The following is an 18,744-nucleotide window of genomic DNA, read 5'->3' on the forward strand; positions in this document are numbered from 1 at the left end:
CACTCCCCTGGGTGATCTGACGCGCACGCATAGTCCGTTCGGACCATTCAAGATTGGGCCCGAAGGGGGTGTTGCGCTGTGCCCACCTTCCGTAACGTCCCAACTGGCAGCGGTGAATATGCCGCTGCCGCCGTGGGGGAGCCTCGATTCGGGAGAGGACGGCGCCGGTATGGGCTGGGTAGCTGACTGGAGTGCGCAGGCGGCCTGCCGCACTACCGATCCGGATGAACTTTTCGTGCAGGGAGCGGCGCAGAACAGGGCGAAGGCGGTGTGCACCGGATGTCCGGTGCGGACCGAATGTCTCGCCGACGCCCTCGACAACCGCGTGGAGTTCGGCGTGTGGGGCGGCATGACGGAGCGCGAGCGACGCGCCCTGCTGCGCCGGAGGCCGACCGTCACCTCGTGGCGCCGGCTCCTGGAGACCGCGCGGACGGAGTACGAGCGCGGAGCCGGCCTGCTCCCCGTGGCGATCGAGGACGACGCGACGTACGAGGCGTACGCGGCGGTCGGTTAGCCCCGGTCCGTACGAGCACGTACGGGAACGAGGGAGAGTACGAGTACGGGTACAGGCGGGTACTCGTATGCGAGACGGCTCAGGCCGAGGGCGTCCGCCCCGCCGTGAGCCGGTCACCGATGGCCCGCAGCCCGGCGAGGTCGTGCACATCGCCGGGCAGGGCGGCCACCTCGGTCACCGCCACCTCGGGATGGAGCGCGGCGAAGCGGTCGCGTGTGCGCTGCTCACGCGCGAGCACCCGCATGCGCTCGGCATGCAGGCGGAGGAGTCCCGCGGTGAGATGACGTACGTCGACGTCTGTTTCCTGTGCCGGGTCGGCTGTGGGGGCAGCCTCGGGTACGGGGTGTGCTGCGGCGGCGGTGGCGAGATCGTTCGGCTCGGGCTGCTGCTCGGGCTGGTGCGCGATGGCCGGGGAGCCACCCAGACCAGCCTTCCCGTCCCCCTGATCCACAATGCGCCCCTCGTCAAGATTTTCCGCGGCCGCACGCGCCCGCTCGGCCGACAGCCGGGCGGCGCCGCTGCCGTGGACGCGGTTGAGGACGAGGCCGGCCAGCGGCATCTCCTCGGCGGCCAGCCGCTCCACGAAGTAGGCGGCCTCACGCAGCGCGTCCCGCTCCGGTGTGGCGACCACCAGGAAGGCCGTGCCCGGTGCCTGCAGGAGCTTGTACGTGGCGTCCGCCCGGGTCCGGAAACCGCCGAACATCGTGTCCATCGCCGCCACGAACGTCTGCACGTCCTTGAGGAACTGACCCCCCAGCAGCTTGCCCAGCGTCCCCGTCATCATCGACATGCCGACGTTGAGGAACTTCATCCCGGCCCGGCCGCCCACCTTCGCCGGTGCCATCAGCAGCTTGATGAACTTCCCGTCGAGGAACGACCCGAGCCGCTTCGGCGCGTCCAGGAAGTCCAGCGCGGACCGGGACGGCGGGGTGTCGACGACGATCAGGTCCCACTCGTCGCGAGCCCGGAGCTGACCCAGCTTCTCCATCGCCATGTACTCCTGCGTACCGGCGAATCCGGCCGACAGGGACTGGTAGAAGGGGTTCTCCAGGATCGCCCGCGCCCGCTCGGGCTCCGCGTGCGCCTCGACGATCTCGTCGAAGGTCCGCTTCATGTCGAGCATCATGGCGTGCAGTTCGCCGCCGTCGGACCCCTTGATGCCGTCGACCTTGCGGGGCGTGTTGTCCAGGGAGTCGATGCCCATGGACTGGGCGAGCCGGCGCGCCGGGTCGATGGTGAGGACGACGACCCGCCGGCCGCGCTCCGCCGCCCGCACCCCGAGCGCCGCCGCCGTGGTCGTCTTGCCGACCCCGCCCGAGCCGCAGCAGACGATGATGCGGGTACCCCGGTCGTCGAGGAGCGGGTCCAGCTCGAGGACGGGGGCCCGGCCGAGCCCGGCCTCGGCGACGGCGCCCTCCGTGACGGACGAGGTCCCGTCGGGCCCCTCCGCGCGAGACCCGGTTTCGTCGAGCCCGGTCTCGGCGCCCGCTTCCTTCGTCACGCGCCCACCCCTTGCTTCCGCAGTTCCCTCGCCAGCCGGTAGAGCCCGGCGATGTCCGCCCCGTCCCCGAGGTAGGGGAGTTCGTACGAGGGGACGCCGACGCCGTCCAGGACCGCCCGCTGCGTCCGCTCCAGCTCCACCCGCCGCGCGTGCTCGGCCGCCTGGTCGAGCAGCGGCTCGACCAGGCGCGCGCCGGCCGTGACGCCGGCGGAGACCAGGGTCCGCGCGATCGCGTCCCGGTGGTCGCCGGAGGCGGCCCGTACCGCCGCCTCGTCGAGGACGTGCGGGCGGACCATGTTCACCACGACCCGGCCCACCGGCAGTTCGGCCGCTCTCAGCTCCGCGATGCCGTCGGCGGTCTCCTGGACCGGCATCTCCTCCAGGAGCGTCACCAGGTGCACCGCCGTCTCGGGAGACTTGAGGACCCGCATGACGGCCTGCGCCTGGTTGTGTATCGGGCCGATCCTGGCCAGGCCCGCGACCTCGTCGTTCACGTTGAGGAAGCGGGTGATGCGGCCGGTGGGCGGTGCGTCCATGACCACGTGGTCGTAGGTGTGGCCGCCGTGCTTCTCGCGCCGCCGCACCGCCTCGCACGCCTTGCCGGTCAGCAGCACGTCCCGGACGCCCGGCGCTATCGTCGTCGCGAAGTCGATCGCCCCGAGCTTCTTCAGCGCCCGCCCCGCGCCGCCCAGTTTGTAGAACATCTGGAGGTAGTCGAGGAGCGCGCGCTCGGCGTCGATCGCCAGCGCGTACACCTCGCCGCCGCCCGGCGCGACGGCGATCTTGCGCTCCTCGTACGGAAGGGCCTCCGTCTCGAAGAGCTGTGCGATGCCCTGTCTGCCTTCGACCTCGACGAGAAGGGTCCGCTTCCCCTCCGTCGCGAGGGCGAGGGCGAGGGCGGCGGCGACCGTCGTCTTACCGGTACCGCCCTTGCCACTGACGACCTGGAGCCTGCTCACGCAGTCGAGCCTAACCACTGGCGGCCGCGCGCAATCAGCAGGCCGCCCCGGAGAAGCCACCTAGGGGGAGCCTCGGGGGAGCCCGGGGCGGGCCTCGGGCGGGCGGGAGGGGGCCGCCTCGGAGGGCAGCCCCGCGGCAGCGGATACAGTCGGCCCCATGACCAAGTGGGAGTACGTCACGGTGCCGCTTCTGGTGCACGCGACCAAGCAGATTCTGGACACCTGGGGCGAGGACGGCTGGGAGCTCGTCCAGGTCGTACCCGGGCCGAACAACCCCGAGCAGCTCGTGGCCTACCTGAAGCGGGCCAAGTCGTGAGCGGGGCCGTCGAGGCGCGGATCGCCGAACTCGGACTGACCCTGCCGGACGTCGTGCCGCCGATCGCCTCGTACCAGCCGGCCGTGCAGTCCGGCGTGTACGTCTACACCTCGGGCCAGCTCCCGATGGTGAACGGCGCCCTGCCGACGACCGGCAAGGTCGGCGCCGAGGTGACCGCCGAGGAGGCCAAGGAGCTCGCCGCCCGCTGCGCGCTCAACGCGCTCGCGGCCGTGAAGTCGGTCGCCGGTGACCTCGACCGCATCAAGCGCGTCGTGAAGGTCGTCGGCTTCGTCGCCTCCGCCGCCGACTTCACCGGTCAGCCCGGCGTGATCAACGGCGCCAGCGAGCTGCTCGGCGAGATCCTCGGCGAGAAGGGCGTGCACGCCCGCAGCGCCGTCGGCGTGACCGTGCTGCCGCTCGACGCGCCGGTCGAGGTCGAGGTCCAGGTCGAGCTCGTCGAGGCCTGACCGTCTCCGTACGACGAAGAGCCGGTTTTCCACAGCCCTGGGAAACCGGCTCTCGTGCATTCCGATGCTTGCGCATAGCATCCGGCCATGCCGAATGGTCAGTCGAAGCAGTCGAACGGTCAGTGGTACCCGCCCGAGTGGCCCGACCGCATCCGCGCCCTCGCCGCCGGTGAGCTCACCCCGGTGACGCCCCGGCGCGCCGCCACCGTCCTGCTGCTGCGGGACGGGGCCGCAGGGCCCGACGTCCACATGCTGCGCCGCCGTACGTCGATGGCCTTCGCGGGCGGTGCGTACGCCTACCCCGGCGGTGGGGTCGACCCGCGCGACGAGCAGCCGGTGCGCTGGGCGGGCCCGTCCCTGGAGGCGTGGGCGGCCCGGCTCGGGCTCGACGACCCGGCGGAGGCCCAGGCCGTGGTCTGCGCCGCCGTGCGCGAGACGTTCGAGGAGGCGGGCGTGCTGCTCGCCGGGGCGACCGCGGACGGCGTCGTCGGCGACACGACCGGCGAGGAGTGGGAGCGGGACAGAGTGGCGCTCGTCGCCCGTGAGCTCTCCTTCGCCGACTTCCTCGACCGGCGCGGGCTCGTCCTGCGCTCGGACCTGCTCGGCGCGTGGGCCCGCTGGATCACCCCGGAGTTCGAGCAGCGCCGGTTCGACACCTGGTTCTTCGTGGCGGCGCTCCCGGCCGGCCAGCTCACCCGCGACGTCTCCGGGGAGGCGGACCGCACGGTCTGGATCCGCCCGGCGGAGGCCGCGGCCGGCTACGACCGGGGCGAGCTGACGATGATGCCGCCGACGATCTCGACCCTGCGCACCCTGGAGCCGTACGGGACGGCCGCGGAGGCGCTGGCGGCGGCGGAGGAGCAGGACATGACCCCCGTCCTCGCACAGGCGCGCCTGGAGGGCGAGGAGCTGGTCCTGAGCTGGCCGGGGCACGAGGAGTTCACCAAGGTCATCCCGACCGGGGGCGCGCGATGAGCGACGCCGCCGCCCTGCCCGGCCAGCCGCGCGGGCTCGTGGTCTCCGGGCCCGCGACCGACCGCGCCGTGAACGTCCTGGCACCGAATCCCTCCGCGATGACCCTCGACGGCACCAACACCTGGCTGCTCTCCGAGCCCGGCTCCGGCCTCGCCGTCGTCGTCGACCCAGGGCCGCTCGACGAGGGCCATCTGCGCCATGTGATCGACACCGCCGAGAAGCTCGGCAAGCGGGTCGCGCTGACCCTCCTGACCCACGGCCACCCGGACCACGCGGAGGGCGCGGGCCGTTTCGCCGAGCTGACAGGGACGGCCGTACGAGCCCTCGATCCGGCGCTGCGGCTGGGTGACGAGGGGCTCGGTGCGGGGGACGTGGTGACGGTCGGCGGCCTGGAGCTGCGGGTCGTCCCGACGCCCGGCCACACCTCGGACTCGCTCTCCTTCCACCTGCCTGCCGACGGGGCGGTGGTGACGGGTGACACGATCCTGGGGCGCGGGACGACGATGGTCGCGCACCCGGACGGGCGGCTCGGGGACTACCTGGACTCGCTGCGGCGGCTGCGCTCGCTGACCGTCGACGACGGCGTGCACACGGTTCTGCCGGGTCACGGGCCCGTCCTGGAGGACGCGCAGGGGGCCGTGGAGTTCTACCTCGCGCACCGGGCGAACCGACTGGCCCAGGTCGAGACGGCGGTCGAGGCCGGGCACCGGACGGTGGCCGAGGTCGTCGCCCACGTGTACGCGGACGTGGACCGCTCCCTGTGGCCGGCGGCCGAGCTGTCGGTACGGGCGCAGCTGGAGTACCTGAGGGAGCGGGGCCTGGTCTGAGCGTGCAGGGCCCCTGCTCCGGGGCCGTCTGGCGCACCCCGGGAACCTTCAGGCCTCCCCCTGTGTCTTACGCTCCGCTTACATCTGGCCGTAGCTCTCGGGGGGAAGCCCGTGTTCGTCATCGCCATCCTGCTGGTCATAGCCGCAGTGGTGCTCTTCTTCGTCGGTCGTGCCAACGACTCCAAGGGGCTGAAGTTCGGCGCCCTCGGCGCGGTCCTGGCCGGTCTCTTCTCGCTGATCGTGAGCATGACGTACGTGATCAGCGCGTACGAGGTCGGCGTGCCGGTCGCCTTCGGCAAGGTGGGGTCGCCCATGACCTCGGGCATGCACGTGAAGTCGCCGTTCACGAGCGTCACGACCTTCTCGACCCGCCCCGTCGACCTCAACCTCTCCGACAAGGACGTGGTCGAGGTCCGTTCCTCGCAGGGCGGTGTCATGTACGTCGAGGTCACGGTCAAGTGGGCCGTCGTCCCGTCCGAGGCCGTCGAGCTGTACAAGCTCGCGGGCAGCGAGGACGCCATCCAGCAGCGGCTCGTCTACCCCGACAGCCGGGAGATCGTCCGCAACGTCTTCGCCCGCTACACGAGCGAGCAGGGGTACGCCTCCGACCGCGAGAAGATCAACGCCGAGATCGGCACCCTGATCAAGGAGCGACTGGCCCCGCGCGGCATCGCCGTGACCACGGTCAACCTGCGCAACGTGAAGCCGTCGGACGCCCTGCAGGGCCAGATCGACCGCAAGATCCAGCAGCAGCAGGCCACCGAGCGGGCCACCGAGGCCTCCCGCACCGCCAAGGCCGAGGCCGACCGCCGCCGCATCGAGGCGGAGGGCATCGCCCGCGCCAACAGGATCCTCAACGACTCGCTGACGGAGAAGGTCCTGATGAACCAGTGCATCGACGCCTTCAAGGAGGCCGCGGCGAAGAACGCGATCTACACCGTGCCCTGCGGGAACGGCGCCTCCGCCCCGGTGATCGTGGACGGCTCGAAGCGCTGACCGTCCCCGAGAACGCGAAAGGCCGCCCCGGTCGTCGGACCGGGGCGGCCTTCTCGCACGCCTAGCGCGAGCGCTTCGCGAGGCGCTCCACGTCGAGCAGGATCACGGCGCGGGCCTCCAAGCGCAGCCAGCCGCGCTGGGCGAAGTCGGCGAGCGCCTTGTTGACCGTCTCGCGGGAGGCGCCGACCAGCTGGGCCAGCTCCTCCTGGGTCAGGTCGTGGACGACGTGGATGCCCTCCTCCGACTGCACGCCGAAGCGGCGCGACAGGTCGAGGAGCGCGCGGGCGACACGGCCCGGGACGTCGGAGAAGACCAGGTCGGACATCTGGTCGTTGGTCTTGCGCAGTCGGCGGGCGACGGCGCGCAGCAGCGCGGTGGCCACCTCGGGGCGGGCGTTCAGCCAGGGCTGGAGGTCGCCGTGGCCCAGGCCGAGCAGCTTGACCTCGGTCAGCGCCGTCGCCGTCGCGGTGCGCGGGCCCGGGTCGAACAGGGACAGCTCGCCGATGAGCTCACCCGGGCCGAGGACGGCCAGCATGTTCTCGCGGCCGTCGGGGGAGGTGCGGTGCAGCTTCACCTTGCCCTCGGTGACCACGTACAGGCGGTCACCGGGGTCGCCCTCGTGGAAGAGCGCGTCGCCACGGGCGAGCGTCGCCTCACTCATCGAGGCGCGCAGCTCGGCAGCCTGCTCGTCATCGAGCGCCGCGAAGAGCGGGGCGCGCCGCAGAACGTCGTCCACGAGTTCTCTCCTACTGTCGACCTGCTCAAAGGACCTGGGTCCCATGATGCCGGACGCACAAAACAGTGCGATCAATCACAACAAGTTTGACGTACCGAGCCGCCCGTCCGGACGGCAGGGGCCCGATTGGGCTCTGATCGGCCACGCCCGGGGCGGATGTCGGTGGCGGCGCCTAGGCTGGCCGGGTGTCCAACTCGCCGGTGAGAGCGCAGGCCAAGGGGGCTGAAAGAGTGTCGGCCGAAGGAAATTCCGCCGTGGGCGAACACGGCGTGTCGAAACGGGCAAAGGGTGCAAAAGGGGAGTCCGTGAAGGCGGTCGATCCCACCGGGGCGCCCGCGTCGGGCAAGGCCGTCGGGCCCGCGGAGTCCGTGAGGCCCGCCAAGACCGCCAAGTCCGCCAAGCCCGAGTCACGGCTCGCGATGGTTCGCCGGGCGCGCCGGATCAACCGCGAACTGGCCGAGGTGTACCCGTACGCCCACCCGGAACTCGACTTCCGCAACCCCTTCGAGCTGCTCGTCGCCACGGTCCTCTCGGCCCAGACCACCGACCTGCGGGTCAACCAGACCACCCCCGCCCTCTTCGCGAAGTACCCCACGCCCGAGGACCTCGCCGCGGCCGTGCCCGAGGAGGTCGAGGAGCTGATCCGGCCGACCGGCTTCTTCCGCGCCAAGACCAAGTCGATCATGGGCCTCGCCGCCGCCCTCAGGGACGACTTCGGCGGACAGGTCCCCGGCCGCCTGGAGGATCTCGTCAAGCTCCCCGGCGTCGGCCGCAAGACCGCCTTCGTCGTCCTCGGCAACGCCTTCGGGGTCCCCGGCATCACCGTCGACACCCATTTCATGCGCCTCGCCCGGCGCTGGAGGTGGACCGAGTCCGACGATCCGGTGAAGATCGAGGCCGAGGTCGCCGCGATCTTCCCGAAGAGCGAGTGGACGATGCTCTCGCACCGGGTCATCTTCCACGGGCGCCGGATCTGCCACGCCCGCAAGCCCGCGTGCGGTGCCTGCCCGATCACCCACCTCTGCCCCTCGTACGGAGAGGGCGAGACCGACCCCGAGAAGGCCAGGAAGCTGCTCAAGTACGAGATGGGCGGCTTCCCCGGCCAGCGGCTCAACCCGCCCGCCGGATACCCCGGCCGTCCGGCGCCCCCGCTGGGCGGTGACTCCTGAACCCGGCCGCGGGAGCCCGCGCTCGTACGAGCGCCGGGAACGAACCCGTTCATCGATGGCGTTGTGAATCACGGGGGTGCCTATGACGCGCACTGACGAAGAGCTCCACGGTCCCGGCAGCGCCGGCCTGCTCAGCCGGGACGGGCTGCCCGACTGGCTCGCGCCCGTCGACCGGGCAGCCCGCACCGTCCGGCCCGAGCAGCTGAGCCGCTTCCTGCCGCCCGAGAGCGGCGCCGGCCGCCAGTCCGCCGTCCTCGTTCTCTTCGGCGAGGGCGAGCGCGGACCCGAGCTGCTGCTCATGGAGCGCTCCGGCAGCCTCCGCTCGCACGCCGGGCAGCCCTCCTTCCCCGGTGGCGCCCTCGACCCCGAGGACGGCGACCCGGCCGACGGCGGCCTGCTGCGCGCCGCCCTGCGCGAGGCCCAGGAGGAGACCGGCCTCGACCCGGCGGGCGTCCAGCTCTTCGGCGTGCTGCCCCGGCTCTACATCCCGGTCAGCGGCTTCGTCGTCACCCCCGTCCTCGGCTGGTGGCGCGCCCCCAGCCCGGTCGGCGTCGTCGACCCCGGCGAGACCGCCCGCGTCTTCACCGTGCCCGTGGCGGATCTCACGGACCCCGCGAATCGCGCGACGGCCGTGCACCCGAGCGGCCACCAGGGCCCCGCGTTCCTCGTCGCGTCCGCTCTGGTCTGGGGTTTCACGGCCGGAGTCATCGACCGGCTGCTCCACTACGCCGGCTGGGAGCGCCCCTGGGACCGGTCCAGAAAGGTCCCGCTCGACTGGCGCTCATGACAGGCTGACCTTCGGCCGGCCGGCCTTCGGGTCGGCCTTCGTGCCGACTGACCCCGGGTGACCGGAAACGAATCTGCGAGGCTATTGACGGTGAACGTGCTGGACATCCTGTTGCTGCTCGCCGCCGTGTGGTTCGCGATCATCGGTTACCGCCAGGGCTTCGTGGTCGGCATCCTCTCCGTCATCGGCTTTCTCGGCGGCGGTCTCGTCGCCGTTCTGCTGCTCCCGATCCTCTGGGACCAGCTGACCGACAACAGCGAGGTCTCGACCACGGCGACGGTCGTCTTCGTGATGGTGGTCATCGTCTGCGCCTCCGTCGGCCAGGCCTTCACCACGCACCTCGGCAACAAGCTGCGTCGGCACATCACTTGGTCGCCGGCCCGCGCCCTGGACGCCACCGGCGGCGCCCTCGTCAACGTCGTGGCGATGCTGCTCGTGGCCTGGCTGATCGGCTCCGCCCTCGCCCGTACCTCACTGCCCACCCTGGGCAAGGAGGTACGGAACTCCAAGGTGCTGCTCGGTGTGGAGCAGGTGATGCCGGATCAGGCCTCGGGCTGGTTCGACGACTTCAGCTCCACCCTGGCCCGCAGCGGCTTCCCGCAGGTCTTCAGCCCCTTCGCGAACGAGCCGATCACCCCGGTCACCCCGCCCGACCCGGCGCTCGCCGACAGCCCGGTGGCGGCCCGCGCGCAGCGCTCGATCGTGAAGGTCGTCGGCACCGCGCAGAGCTGCGGCAAGGTCCTCGAAGGCACCGGCTTCGTCTTCGCCGACCGCCGCATCATGACCAACGCCCACGTCGTCGGCGGCGTCGACGAGCCGACCGTCCAGATAGGCGGCGAGGGCAAGCTCTACGACGCCAAGGTCGTGCTCTACGACTGGCAGCGCGACATCGCCGTCCTGGACGTCCCGGGTCTCAGGGCCACACCGCTGGCCTTCACCGACGAGGACGCCCGCAGCGGCGACGACGCGATCGTCGCCGGATTCCCGGAGAACGGCTCGTACGACGTGCGCTCGGCCCGCGTGCGGGGTCGCATCAGCGCCAAGGGCCCCGACATCTACCACCGCGACGAGGTGCGCAGGGACGTGTACTCGCTGTACGCGACGGTCCGCCAGGGCAACTCCGGCGGTCCGCTCCTCACCGAGGACGGCGAGGTGTACGGCGTGATCTTCGCCCGCTCCCTCGACGACGCGAACACCGGGTACGCCCTGACGGTCGACGAGATCCGCGAGGACATCGAGCGCGGCCGGACCGCCGACCAGCAGGTCGACACCCAGGCCTGCGCCCTCTGAGTCCTCCGGATCCGTGCTCCCGGCTCTACGGAGCCTTACGCGGTGGCTCTGGGGTGGCGGAGCCGGGCCGAGACCCAGCGGGCCCGGCGTCGCAGGATGCGCGAGATCCCCACCCCTTGCCCCAGGTGGCCCTGCTCCGGCGGGCCGCCCCTCTCCCGGGAGCCCGGCCCAGTGGCCGAGCGGCGGTCGCGTGCTGTCGTGTCACCGTAGTCGTGCGTCCAGCCCATACCTCGACGTCTGCCCGGGGGCCAAGGTCGGTAATCTCCCCCGGGCCCGCCAATTGGAGTATGCGCCGGGCACATGGCCGTTCGACGGATGTCTGTACGCCGCCGCTGTCCCTGACAGAGGCTCAGCGGTCGGGTTCGGGGTCCTTCAACCAGTTGACGACCTCCGTGGTGAAGGCCACCGGGTCCTCCTCGTGCGGGAAGTGCCCGAGACCGTCGAAGAGCCGCCAGCGGTACGGCGCTTCCACGTACTCGCCCGAGCCCGCGGCGCTGCGGGTCCGCATCACCGGGTCCAGGGAGCCGTGGAGATGGAGCGTCGGCACCCGCACCGGCCGCTTCATGCGCCGGTTGAACTGGATCCCGTCCGGGCGGGCCAGCGACCGCACCATCCACCGGTACGGCTCGATCGAGCAGTGCGCCGTCGACGGGACCAGCATCGCCCGCCGGTACACCGCGACGGCCTCCTCGTCGACCGGCTTCGGCCCCGACCAGTCCCGGATCAGCTCGCCCACGAGCTCGCCGTCGTCCGCCACGAGCTGACGCTCCGGCAGCCACGGCCGCTGGAAGCCCCACACGTGCGAGCCTGCCCGTGACTGCGCGAAGTCGGAGAGCATCGCCGAACGCCACCGGCGCGGGTGCGGCATCGAGGAGACCACCAGCCGGCGCACCAGCTTCGGCCGCATGACGGCGGCCGTCCAGGCGAGGTAGCCGCCCAGGTCGTGCCCGACGAGCGCCGCGTCCGGCTCGCCCAGGGAGCGGACGACCCCGGTGATGTCGAGCGCCAGGTTGGCGGGGTCGTAACCCCGCGGCGTGCGGTCGCTGCCGCCCACCCCGCGCAGGTCCATCGCGACCGCCCGGAACCCGGCCTCGGCGAGGGCGGGCAGCTGATGGCGCCAGGTCCACCAGAACTGCGGGAAGCCGTGCAGGAGCAGCACCAGCGGGCCGTCGCCCATCTCGGCGATGTGGAAGCGGGCGCCGTTGGCGGCCACGTCGCGGTGGGTCCACGGCCCGTCCAGCCGTACGGGCCCGCCGTTGCCGCCGCTGCTCTCGGGAAGGGTCATACGGACGAGCGTGCCACAACGGAGGCCTTCTCCAGTGCCGGGCGCGACTCGGGACGGGGGTGCGGCTTCACGTTCTGCATGATCGCCGCCGTCTGCTTGGCGGAGGCGATGGTCTTCTCCGGCGGCTTGACCTTCTTGAACTTGGCGACCGCGATCACCCCGAGGAGGCCCGCGACCAGCACGTTGAAGGCGAAGGACAGCAGGAAGCACCAGACGAGGTTCCAGCCCCCGTGGCCGTTGTGCCCGCCGGTCCAGGTGTTGATGGCGTACGCGAGCGCGAAGCTCAGCATCGGCAGCGAGAAGAGCAGCACCACGGCGGCCGCGATGCCCGCCGCGCCACCGATCGTGCCGCGCTTGACGTCCTGTCGGATCTCGGCCTTGGCCAGGGCGATCTCGTCGTGCACCAGTGCGGACATCTCGGCGGTCGCCGAGGCGACCAGCTGACCGAGGCTGCGCTCGGTGCCGTCGAACGGGTCGCTCATCGCTGCTCCCTCTCCTTGTGTCTACGGTCCGACTCAGATCATGCCGGACGGTCGCCTCCATCGCGCGATGCCCCCGCCAGTTGGGCGCGCTCCCGGTGTTCCGCGGCCTTCCGCTCGTAGATCTCGGCCATCCTCAGGTGGTACTCGGGGTTGTCCTGCTCGTAGATGTCGGGGATGCCGTCCTCGTCGTCATCGCGCTCCTCGTCGTCGCAGAGTGCCCGGTACTTCCGGACCCGGAGCTTCAGCAGGACGGAGGCGAGGACGGCCGCGATGAGCGAGCCGGCCAGGACGGCGGCCTTCACCTCGTCGGTGAGGACGGCGTCCCCGGCGAAGGCGAGTTCGCCGATGAGGAGCGAGACGGTGAAGCCGATCCCGGCGAGGCTCGCCACCGCGAACACGTCCGGCCAGGCCAGGTCCGGGTTGAGCTGCGCCCGGGTGAAGCGGGCGGCGAGCCAGGTGCCGCCGAAGATGCCGATCGCCTTGCCGACGACGAGACCGAGGACCACACCGAGGGTGACCGGCTGGGTGAAGACGTCGTGGATCGCGCCGCCGGAGATGCTCACACCGGCGGAGAAGAGCGCGAAGAGGGGTACGGCGAGCCCGGCCGAGAGCGGTCGGACGAGGTGCTCGATGTGCTCTCCGGGGGAGTGCTTCTCGCCCTCCCGGGTGGTGCAGCGGAGCATCAGGCCCATGGCGACGCCGGCGATGGTGGCGTGCACGCCGCTGTTGTACATGAGGCCCCAGATGACCAGGGCCAGCGGCACGTACACGTACCAGCCGCGGACGCCCTTGCGGAGCAGTACCCAGAAGACGACGAGTCCGGCGACGGCGCCGCCGAGCGCGGCGAAGTTCAGGTCGCTGGTGAAGAAGACCGCGATGATCAGGATCGCGAACAGGTCGTCGACGACGGCGAGGGTGAGCAGGAAGGCGCGCAGCGCGGACGGCAGCGAGGTGCCGATGACGGCGAGGACGGCGAGCGCGAAGGCGATGTCGGTCGCCGTGGGCACGGCCCAGCCGTCCAGGGAGCCGTCGCCGAGGGTGTTGACCAGGGCGTAGACGAGGGCGGGGGCCGCCATGCCGCAGAGCGCGGCGACGACGGGGAGCGCGGCGGCCTTGGGGTCGCGCAGCTCGCCCGCGACGAGCTCGCGCTTGAGCTCGATGCCGGCGACGAAGAAGAAGACCGCGAGGAGGCCGTCGGCGGCCCAGTGCTGGATCGACAGGTCGAGGCCGAGGGCGGCGGGGCCCATGTGGAAGTCCTGTACGGATTCGTAGCTGTCGCCGAGCGGGGCGTTCGCCCAGACGAGGGCGGCGACGGCGGCGAGGAGCAGCAGGACGCCGCCGACGGTCTCGGTGCGCAGGGCGTCGGCGAGGTACTGCCGCTCGGGCAGCGAAAGACGGCCGAGGAACTTACGGTCGCTGGGCACGGACACGGGGGGACCTCCGTCGGGTAGGCAGGGCAAAGCACATGCCGACCAGACTTCCCGGCTCACCTGGGTCTTTCTGTCACGTTTCTGACGCGATCCTTACCTTACCTAAGGAGCCCGGGTTGTGTCCGGCGAGATTCACTTTAGGAATATCTGAGGCTTTCGTCCCGTCGGGCGTGGGGCACGAGAACGCCCGCCCCGAGTGGACCGGGACGGGCGGTCACGTGCGATTCCGGTCTGTCAGTCCTCGCTGGACGTGGCCGGCAGCTGGGTCTGGATGAGCGACATGACCGAGGAGTCGGTCAGGGTGGTGACGTCGCCCAGCTCGCGGTTCTCCGCGACGTCCCGCAGCAGACGCCGCATGATCTTGCCCGATCGGGTCTTCGGCAGCTCCGCCACGGGCAGGATCCGCTTGGGCTTGGCGATCGGGCCGAGGGTCGCGCCCACGTGGTCGCGCAGCTCGGCGACCAGGTTCTCGTCCTCGCGAGCCGTACCCCGCAGGATCACGAAGGCGACGATCGCCTGACCGGTCGTCTCGTCGGCGGCGCCGACGACGGCCGCCTCGGCGACGGACGGGTGCGAGACGAGGGCCGACTCGACCTCGGTCGTCGAGATGTTGTGACCCGAGACGAGCATGACGTCGTCGACGCGGCCGAGCAGCCAGATGTCGCCGTCGTCGTCCTTCTTGGCGCCGTCACCGGCGAAGTACTTGCCCTCGAAGCGGGACCAGTAGGTGTCGATGTAGCGCTGGTCGTCGCCCCAGATGGTGCGGAGCATCGACGGCCACGGCTCGGTCAGGACCAGGTAGCCGCCGCCGCCGTTCGGGACCTCGTTCGCCTCGTCGTCCACGACGGTGGCGGAGATGCCCGGCAGCGGGCGCTGGGCGGAGCCCGGCTTGGTCTCGGTGACGCCCGGCAGCGGGGAGATCATCATCGCGCCGGTCTCGGTCTGCCACCAGGTGTCCACGATCGGAGTCCTGTTCGCGCCGATGTGCTCGCGGTACCAGACCCAGGCCTCGGGGTTGATGGGCTCGCCGACGGAGCCGAGGACGCGGAGGCTGGAGAGGTCGAACTTCGCGGGGATGTCGTCTCCCCACTTCATGAACGTGCGGATCGCGGTGGGCGCCGTGTAGAGGATCGTGACGCCGTACTTCTGCACGATCTCCCAGAACCGGCCCTGGTGCGGGGTGTCCGGGGTGCCCTCGTACATGACCTGCGTCGCGCCGTTGGCCAGCGGGCCGTAGACGATGTACGAGTGCCCGGTGACCCAGCCGATGTCGGCGGTGCACCAGTAGACGTCGCTCTCCGGCTTGAGGTCGAAGACGGCGTGGTGGGTGTACGCGGCCTGGGTGAGGTAACCGCCGGAGGTGTGCAGGATGCCCTTCGGCTTCCCCGTGGTGCCGGAGGTGTAGAGGATGAAGAGCGGGTGTTCCGCCGGGAACGCCTCCGGGGTGTGCTCGGCGGACTGGCGGGCGACGATGTCGTCCCACCAGACGTCCCGGCCCTCGGTGAAGGCGGTCTCCTGGCCCGTACGGCGGACCACGAGGACGTGCTCGACCTGCGGGCACTTGGCGACGGCCTCGTCGATGGCCGGCTTGAGGGCGCTCGGCTTGCCGCGGCGGTAGCCGCCGTCGGCGGTGACGACCAGCTTGGCGTCGGCGTCCTGGATGCGGGAGGCGACGGCGTCGGCCGAGAAGCCGCCGAAGACCACCGAGTGGGCGGCGCCGACACGGGCGCAGGCCAGCATCGTGATGGCCGCCTCGGGAATCATCGGCAGGTAGACGGCGACCCGGTCGCCCTTGCGGACGCCCAGCTCGGTCAGGGCGTTCGCGGCCCGGGAGACCTCGTCCTTGAGCTCGGCGTAGGTGATCGCGCGGCTGTCGCCGGGCTCGCCCTCGAAGTGGATGGCGACCCGGTCGCCGTGGCCGGCCTCGACGTGCCGGTCGACGCAGTTGTACGCCACGTTCAGCTCGCCGTCCGCGAACCACTTGGCGAACGGCGGGTTCGACCAGTCGAGGGTCTCGGTCGGCTCGGTGGCCCAGCTCAGCCGCTTGGCCTGCTCGGCCCAGAAGCCCAGCCTGTCCGCCTTGGCCTGCTCGTACGCCTCCGCCGTCACATTGGCGTCCGCGGCCAGCTCGGTAGGCGGCGCGAACCGCCGCTCTTCCTTGAGCAGGTTGGCCAAGGATTCGTTGCTCACGACATCTCCCTTTCCCAGGGCGTCCTCTGTGCGTATGTGTCCCGCGTCATAGCTCATCAGTCAGATGCCCGGGTGACAAGAGCCTCCAGGCAATTGGTTTAGACCTGTGAGCGGATGGACGTGCGGTGGCCCCTTCTTCCCGGGTGGTGGGAGAAGGGGCCACACAGTCTCACGGCCCGCGGAGCCGCCAGGTTCAGGACGCGCGCGCCGGTTCCAGGTGGTCCGTCGGCATGACCTGGGTGAAGACGTCGTCGTAGCTGTGCACCTCGTCCGTCCCGGAGAGCAGGTATGCCTGCGCCTCGCCCACGTGGAAGTACATGCCGTGCAGTGTGAGCGTGCCCTCGGCCAGCCGGCGTGCCACCGGCTCGTACGCCCGCAGGTGCTCCAGCTGCTGGACCACGTTGGTCAGACAGAGCTGCTCGACCGCGTCGGCCGGAAGGCGCCCGGAGATCCGGGCCCAGGCGTGGCGTCGGCTCGCCATCCGCTCAAGGCTGGGTCTGCCGTGGCGCAGCCAGCGTCGGAGCGGGCTCGGCGGGTCGTCCGGACCGCCGCTCAGCAGGGCTTGCATCGCGCCGCAGCCGGAGTGGCCGCAGACGGTGATCGACTCGACCCGCAGCACCTCCACCGCGTACTCGATCGCCGCCGCCACGGAGTCGTCCCCGCTCTCCTCGCCGGGGAGCGGGACGAGGTTCCCGACGTTGCGCACGGTGAAGAGGTCACCGGGGCCGCTGGAGGTGATCATGCTGGTGACGAGACGGGAGTCGGCGCAGGTCAGGAAGAGCTGCGAGGGGCGCTGTCCCTCCCGGGCGAGCCGCGCGAGCTCGTCCCGTACGAGCGGGGCGGTGTTCCGCTGGAACTTGCCGATGCCGCTCGCCAGGTGCAGTCCCGTCGTGGTGCGCTCGGGAGCGTCGCTCTCGGACCGCTCGGCCGGCCGCTGCTCCCCGCACTGGTGGTTGTGCCAGGGCGTCCAGGGACGGCAGCAGGGGTGCGTGGCGGAGCCGGTGCCGGGGGAGGGCTCGGCGATCGGGGCCCCGGAGGGCCCGGTCGTCTCGACCGTACCGCCGTGGGCGAGGTGCCCGGCGGTCCAGTCGCTCAGCGTCTCGTAGGCGGCGTGGTCCATGAAGGACCCGTCGAGCTCGACCACCACGTCGGAACCCCGCGGCAGTTGGTGCAGGGCCCGGCTGAGCCGGGGCACGGCGAGGAAGGTCAGCTGGCCCCGGACGTGCAGGAGGTGTCGCCCGTCCCGCTCCTCCCGGGTGATCCGGGTGCGGGCGAGCCGGTGCAGGGAGACCGCGATGGCCACCGCGATCCCGAGGGCGACGCCCTCCAGGATGCCGACGAGGACCACGCCGGTCACCGTCACGGCGTAGACGACGACCTCGCGGTGGCGCGTGACCGTACGGATGTGGGTGATGCTCACCATCTGGATGCCGACGACCATGACGAGGGCGGCGAGCGCGGGCAGCGGGATCAGGTCGAGCACCGGCACGAGCAGCAGGGACGCGAGCACGATCCACAGCCCGTGCAGCATGGTCGAGGCGCGACTCACCGCGCCCGCCGAGACGTTGGCGACGCTGCGGACCGCTACTCCGGCGACGGGGAGGCCGCCGAGCGCCCCGGAGATCACGTTGGCCGCGCCCTGTCCGGCCAGTTCTCGGTCGAGGTTCGAGCGCGGGATGCCCCGGCCGTGGTCCGCGCGGGCGGCGACCAGCTTGTCGACTGCGACGGCCGAGAGCAGCGACTGCACGCTGGTGACGAGGGTGATCGTGAGCACCCCGGCCGCGATGCCGAGGACCGGGCCCTCGGGCAGGCCGGGCAGGGCGTGGCTGCTCCAGGACGGCAGGTCCACGCGGGGCACGGCGAGTCCGGCGAAGGTGGCCACGGCCGTCGCTCCTGCCACCGCGATGAGCGCGGCCGGAGCCTTCCGTACGAGTCTCCCGGCGCGGCCCGGCAGGCGCGGCCAGCCGAGCAGCACGGCCACGGTGAGGGCACTGACGGCGAGCGCGGCCGGGTGGACGCGCGCCAACTGGGCGGGCAGCCCGAGGACGTTGTCGACGGCGGAGCTCTGCGGGGTGCCGCCGAGCACGATGTGGAGCTGGGCGAGGGCGATGGTGACGCCGATGCCGGCCAGCATGCCGTGCACGATCGCGGGCGAGACGGCGAGCGCCGAGCGGGCCACGCGCAGGGCCGACAGGGCGAGTTGGCAGAGGCCGGCGAGGACGGTGATGGCGCAGGTGGTGCGCCAGCCGTACCGCTGGATGAGCTCGGCGGTCACGACGGTGAGTCCGGCGGCGGGGCCGCTCACCTGGAGCGGGGAACCGCCGAACCGGCCGGCGACGAGGCCGCCGACGGCGGCGGCCACCAGGCCGGCCTGGAGCGGGGCTCCGGTGGCGAGCGCGATGCCGAGCGAGAGGGGCAGTGCGATCAGGAAGACGGCGACGGACGCCGAGAGGTCGGCGCCGGCGACGCGGAAGCGGCGGGGCCCATCCGGCGGGCTGTGAGGCCGCTGGATACGGGGCCGGTTGGTCGTGCGGTCAGGGGTGCAGAGGGTCATGTTCCCGTCTCCTCCGGGGGCGGCGCGGTCGCGGCTCGTGCGGGGTGCAGCGGCGGGATTCCCGGCGAGAGCCTCGAAGAGAGGATCAACGCTCGGTAAACGAATCGTAATGGAGAGTAAAGACCGGGGCATTATTTTCGGGGCAAACAGGGCAATGATTCACCTGATCCGGTGACAGAGCGTGCCTATGCCGCTTGTCGTTGACGCTCTCCGGTCCTCGTGGTGCGACGTTGACGCCGCTTGTACGTAAATCCGAGGATCTGAGG

At 71.5% G+C, this 18,744-nt stretch carries 18 protein-coding genes; 9 read left to right on the plus strand and 9 right to left on the minus strand.

Annotation, left to right across the window (positions count from 1 at the left end; translation table 11 throughout):
• Positions 1-169 precede the first annotated feature (169 nt).
• Positions 170-514, plus strand: a complete 345-nt coding sequence (locus ACZ51I_RS20965) for a WhiB family transcriptional regulator (RefSeq protein WP_015034550.1) — start codon at positions 170-172, stop codon at positions 512-514.
• A gap of 79 nt (positions 515-593) precedes the next feature.
• On the opposite strand, the gene bagB is transcribed toward ACZ51I_RS20965, so the two are convergent.
• The gene (gene bagB / locus ACZ51I_RS20970) at positions 594-2,015 is read right to left on the minus strand and encodes an ATPase BagB (protein WP_468877893.1); all 1,422 of its coding nucleotides are present in this window, start codon (positions 2,013-2,015) and stop codon (positions 594-596) included.
• A complete protein-coding gene (bagA, locus tag ACZ51I_RS20975; RefSeq protein ID WP_468877895.1) occupies positions 2,012-2,974 on the minus strand; it encodes an ATPase BagA in 963 nt (320 codons plus the stop codon). The genes bagB and bagA overlap by 4 nt, the downstream gene beginning before the upstream one ends.
• Positions 2,975-3,131: 157 nt before the next feature.
• On the opposite strand from bagA, the gene ACZ51I_RS20980 reads away from it, so the two are divergent.
• The 5 genes from ACZ51I_RS20980 to ACZ51I_RS21000 all read left to right on the plus strand — a co-directional run bounded on the left by ACZ51I_RS20980 (position 3,132) and on the right by ACZ51I_RS21000 (position 6,555).
• On the plus strand, positions 3,132-3,290 hold the full coding sequence (locus ACZ51I_RS20980; RefSeq protein ID WP_015034547.1) for a DUF4177 domain-containing protein: 159 nt from the start codon (positions 3,132-3,134) through the stop codon (positions 3,288-3,290).
• Positions 3,287-3,757: a RidA family protein gene (locus ACZ51I_RS20985; RefSeq protein ID WP_468877897.1), complete on the plus strand. Its 471-nt coding sequence runs from the start codon at positions 3,287-3,289 to the stop codon at positions 3,755-3,757. The genes ACZ51I_RS20980 and ACZ51I_RS20985 overlap by 4 nt, the downstream gene beginning before the upstream one ends.
• 87 nt (positions 3,758-3,844) lie before the next feature.
• Positions 3,845-4,732: an NUDIX hydrolase gene (locus ACZ51I_RS20990; protein WP_468877900.1), complete on the plus strand. Its 888-nt coding sequence runs from the start codon at positions 3,845-3,847 to the stop codon at positions 4,730-4,732.
• Positions 4,729-5,559, plus strand: a complete 831-nt coding sequence (locus ACZ51I_RS20995) for an MBL fold metallo-hydrolase (protein WP_468877903.1) — start codon at positions 4,729-4,731, stop codon at positions 5,557-5,559. Before ACZ51I_RS20990 ends, ACZ51I_RS20995 begins: the two co-directional genes overlap by 4 nt.
• A gap of 111 nt (positions 5,560-5,670) precedes the next feature.
• On the plus strand, positions 5,671-6,555 hold the full coding sequence (locus ACZ51I_RS21000) for a prohibitin family protein (RefSeq protein ID WP_468877905.1): 885 nt from the start codon (positions 5,671-5,673) through the stop codon (positions 6,553-6,555).
• A 61-nt stretch (positions 6,556-6,616) separates the two neighbouring features.
• On the opposite strand, the gene ACZ51I_RS21005 is transcribed toward ACZ51I_RS21000, so the two are convergent.
• Positions 6,617-7,291 carry a Crp/Fnr family transcriptional regulator gene (locus ACZ51I_RS21005; protein ID WP_015034542.1) on the minus strand — a complete coding sequence of 225 codons (675 nt, stop codon included), beginning with the start codon at positions 7,289-7,291 and terminating at the stop codon, positions 6,617-6,619.
• A 305-nt stretch (positions 7,292-7,596) separates the two neighbouring features.
• On the opposite strand from ACZ51I_RS21005, the gene nth reads away from it, so the two are divergent.
• The 3 genes from nth (at position 7,597) to ACZ51I_RS21020 (ending at position 10,537) form a co-directional block, all read left to right on the plus strand.
• A complete protein-coding gene (nth, locus tag ACZ51I_RS21010; RefSeq protein WP_468877907.1) occupies positions 7,597-8,460 on the plus strand; it encodes an endonuclease III in 864 nt (287 codons plus the stop codon).
• A gap of 82 nt (positions 8,461-8,542) precedes the next feature.
• Positions 8,543-9,247 (plus strand): NUDIX hydrolase, encoded by a 705-nt coding sequence (locus ACZ51I_RS21015; RefSeq protein ID WP_468877909.1) that lies wholly within the window; start codon positions 8,543-8,545, stop codon positions 9,245-9,247.
• Between the two features lie 90 nt (positions 9,248-9,337).
• Complete coding sequence (locus tag ACZ51I_RS21020) at positions 9,338-10,537, plus strand: MarP family serine protease (RefSeq protein WP_468877911.1); 1,200 nt, start codon at positions 9,338-9,340, stop codon at positions 10,535-10,537.
• Positions 10,538-10,572: 35 nt separating this feature from the next.
• Here the strand turns inward: ACZ51I_RS21020 and ACZ51I_RS21025 are convergent, their stop codons facing one another.
• From ACZ51I_RS21025 to ACZ51I_RS21050, 6 genes are all read right to left on the minus strand, one after another.
• Entirely contained in the window at positions 10,573-10,764 is a 192-nt protein-coding gene (locus ACZ51I_RS21025; protein ID WP_468877913.1) for a hypothetical protein, read from the minus strand.
• Positions 10,765-10,886: 122 nt separating this feature from the next.
• Positions 10,887-11,822, minus strand: a complete 936-nt coding sequence (locus ACZ51I_RS21030) for an alpha/beta fold hydrolase (RefSeq protein WP_468877916.1) — start codon at positions 11,820-11,822, stop codon at positions 10,887-10,889.
• A complete protein-coding gene (locus ACZ51I_RS21035; protein ID WP_468877918.1) occupies positions 11,819-12,304 on the minus strand; it encodes a phage holin family protein in 486 nt (161 codons plus the stop codon). The genes ACZ51I_RS21030 and ACZ51I_RS21035 overlap by 4 nt, the downstream gene beginning before the upstream one ends.
• A 38-nt stretch (positions 12,305-12,342) precedes the next feature.
• Complete coding sequence (nhaA, locus tag ACZ51I_RS21040; RefSeq protein WP_468877920.1) at positions 12,343-13,734, minus strand: Na+/H+ antiporter NhaA; 1,392 nt, start codon at positions 13,732-13,734, stop codon at positions 12,343-12,345.
• 234 nt (positions 13,735-13,968) lie between these two features.
• Positions 13,969-15,924: an acetate--CoA ligase gene (gene acs, locus ACZ51I_RS21045; RefSeq protein ID WP_468877922.1), complete on the minus strand. Its 1,956-nt coding sequence runs from the start codon at positions 15,922-15,924 to the stop codon at positions 13,969-13,971.
• Between the two features lie 193 nt (positions 15,925-16,117).
• On the minus strand, positions 16,118-18,478 hold the full coding sequence (locus ACZ51I_RS21050; RefSeq protein WP_468877925.1) for a SulP family inorganic anion transporter: 2,361 nt from the start codon (positions 18,476-18,478) through the stop codon (positions 16,118-16,120).
• Between the last annotated feature and the right edge of the window lie 266 nt (positions 18,479-18,744).

It is taken from the genome of Streptomyces sp. NPDC034084, from assembly GCF_055575535.1.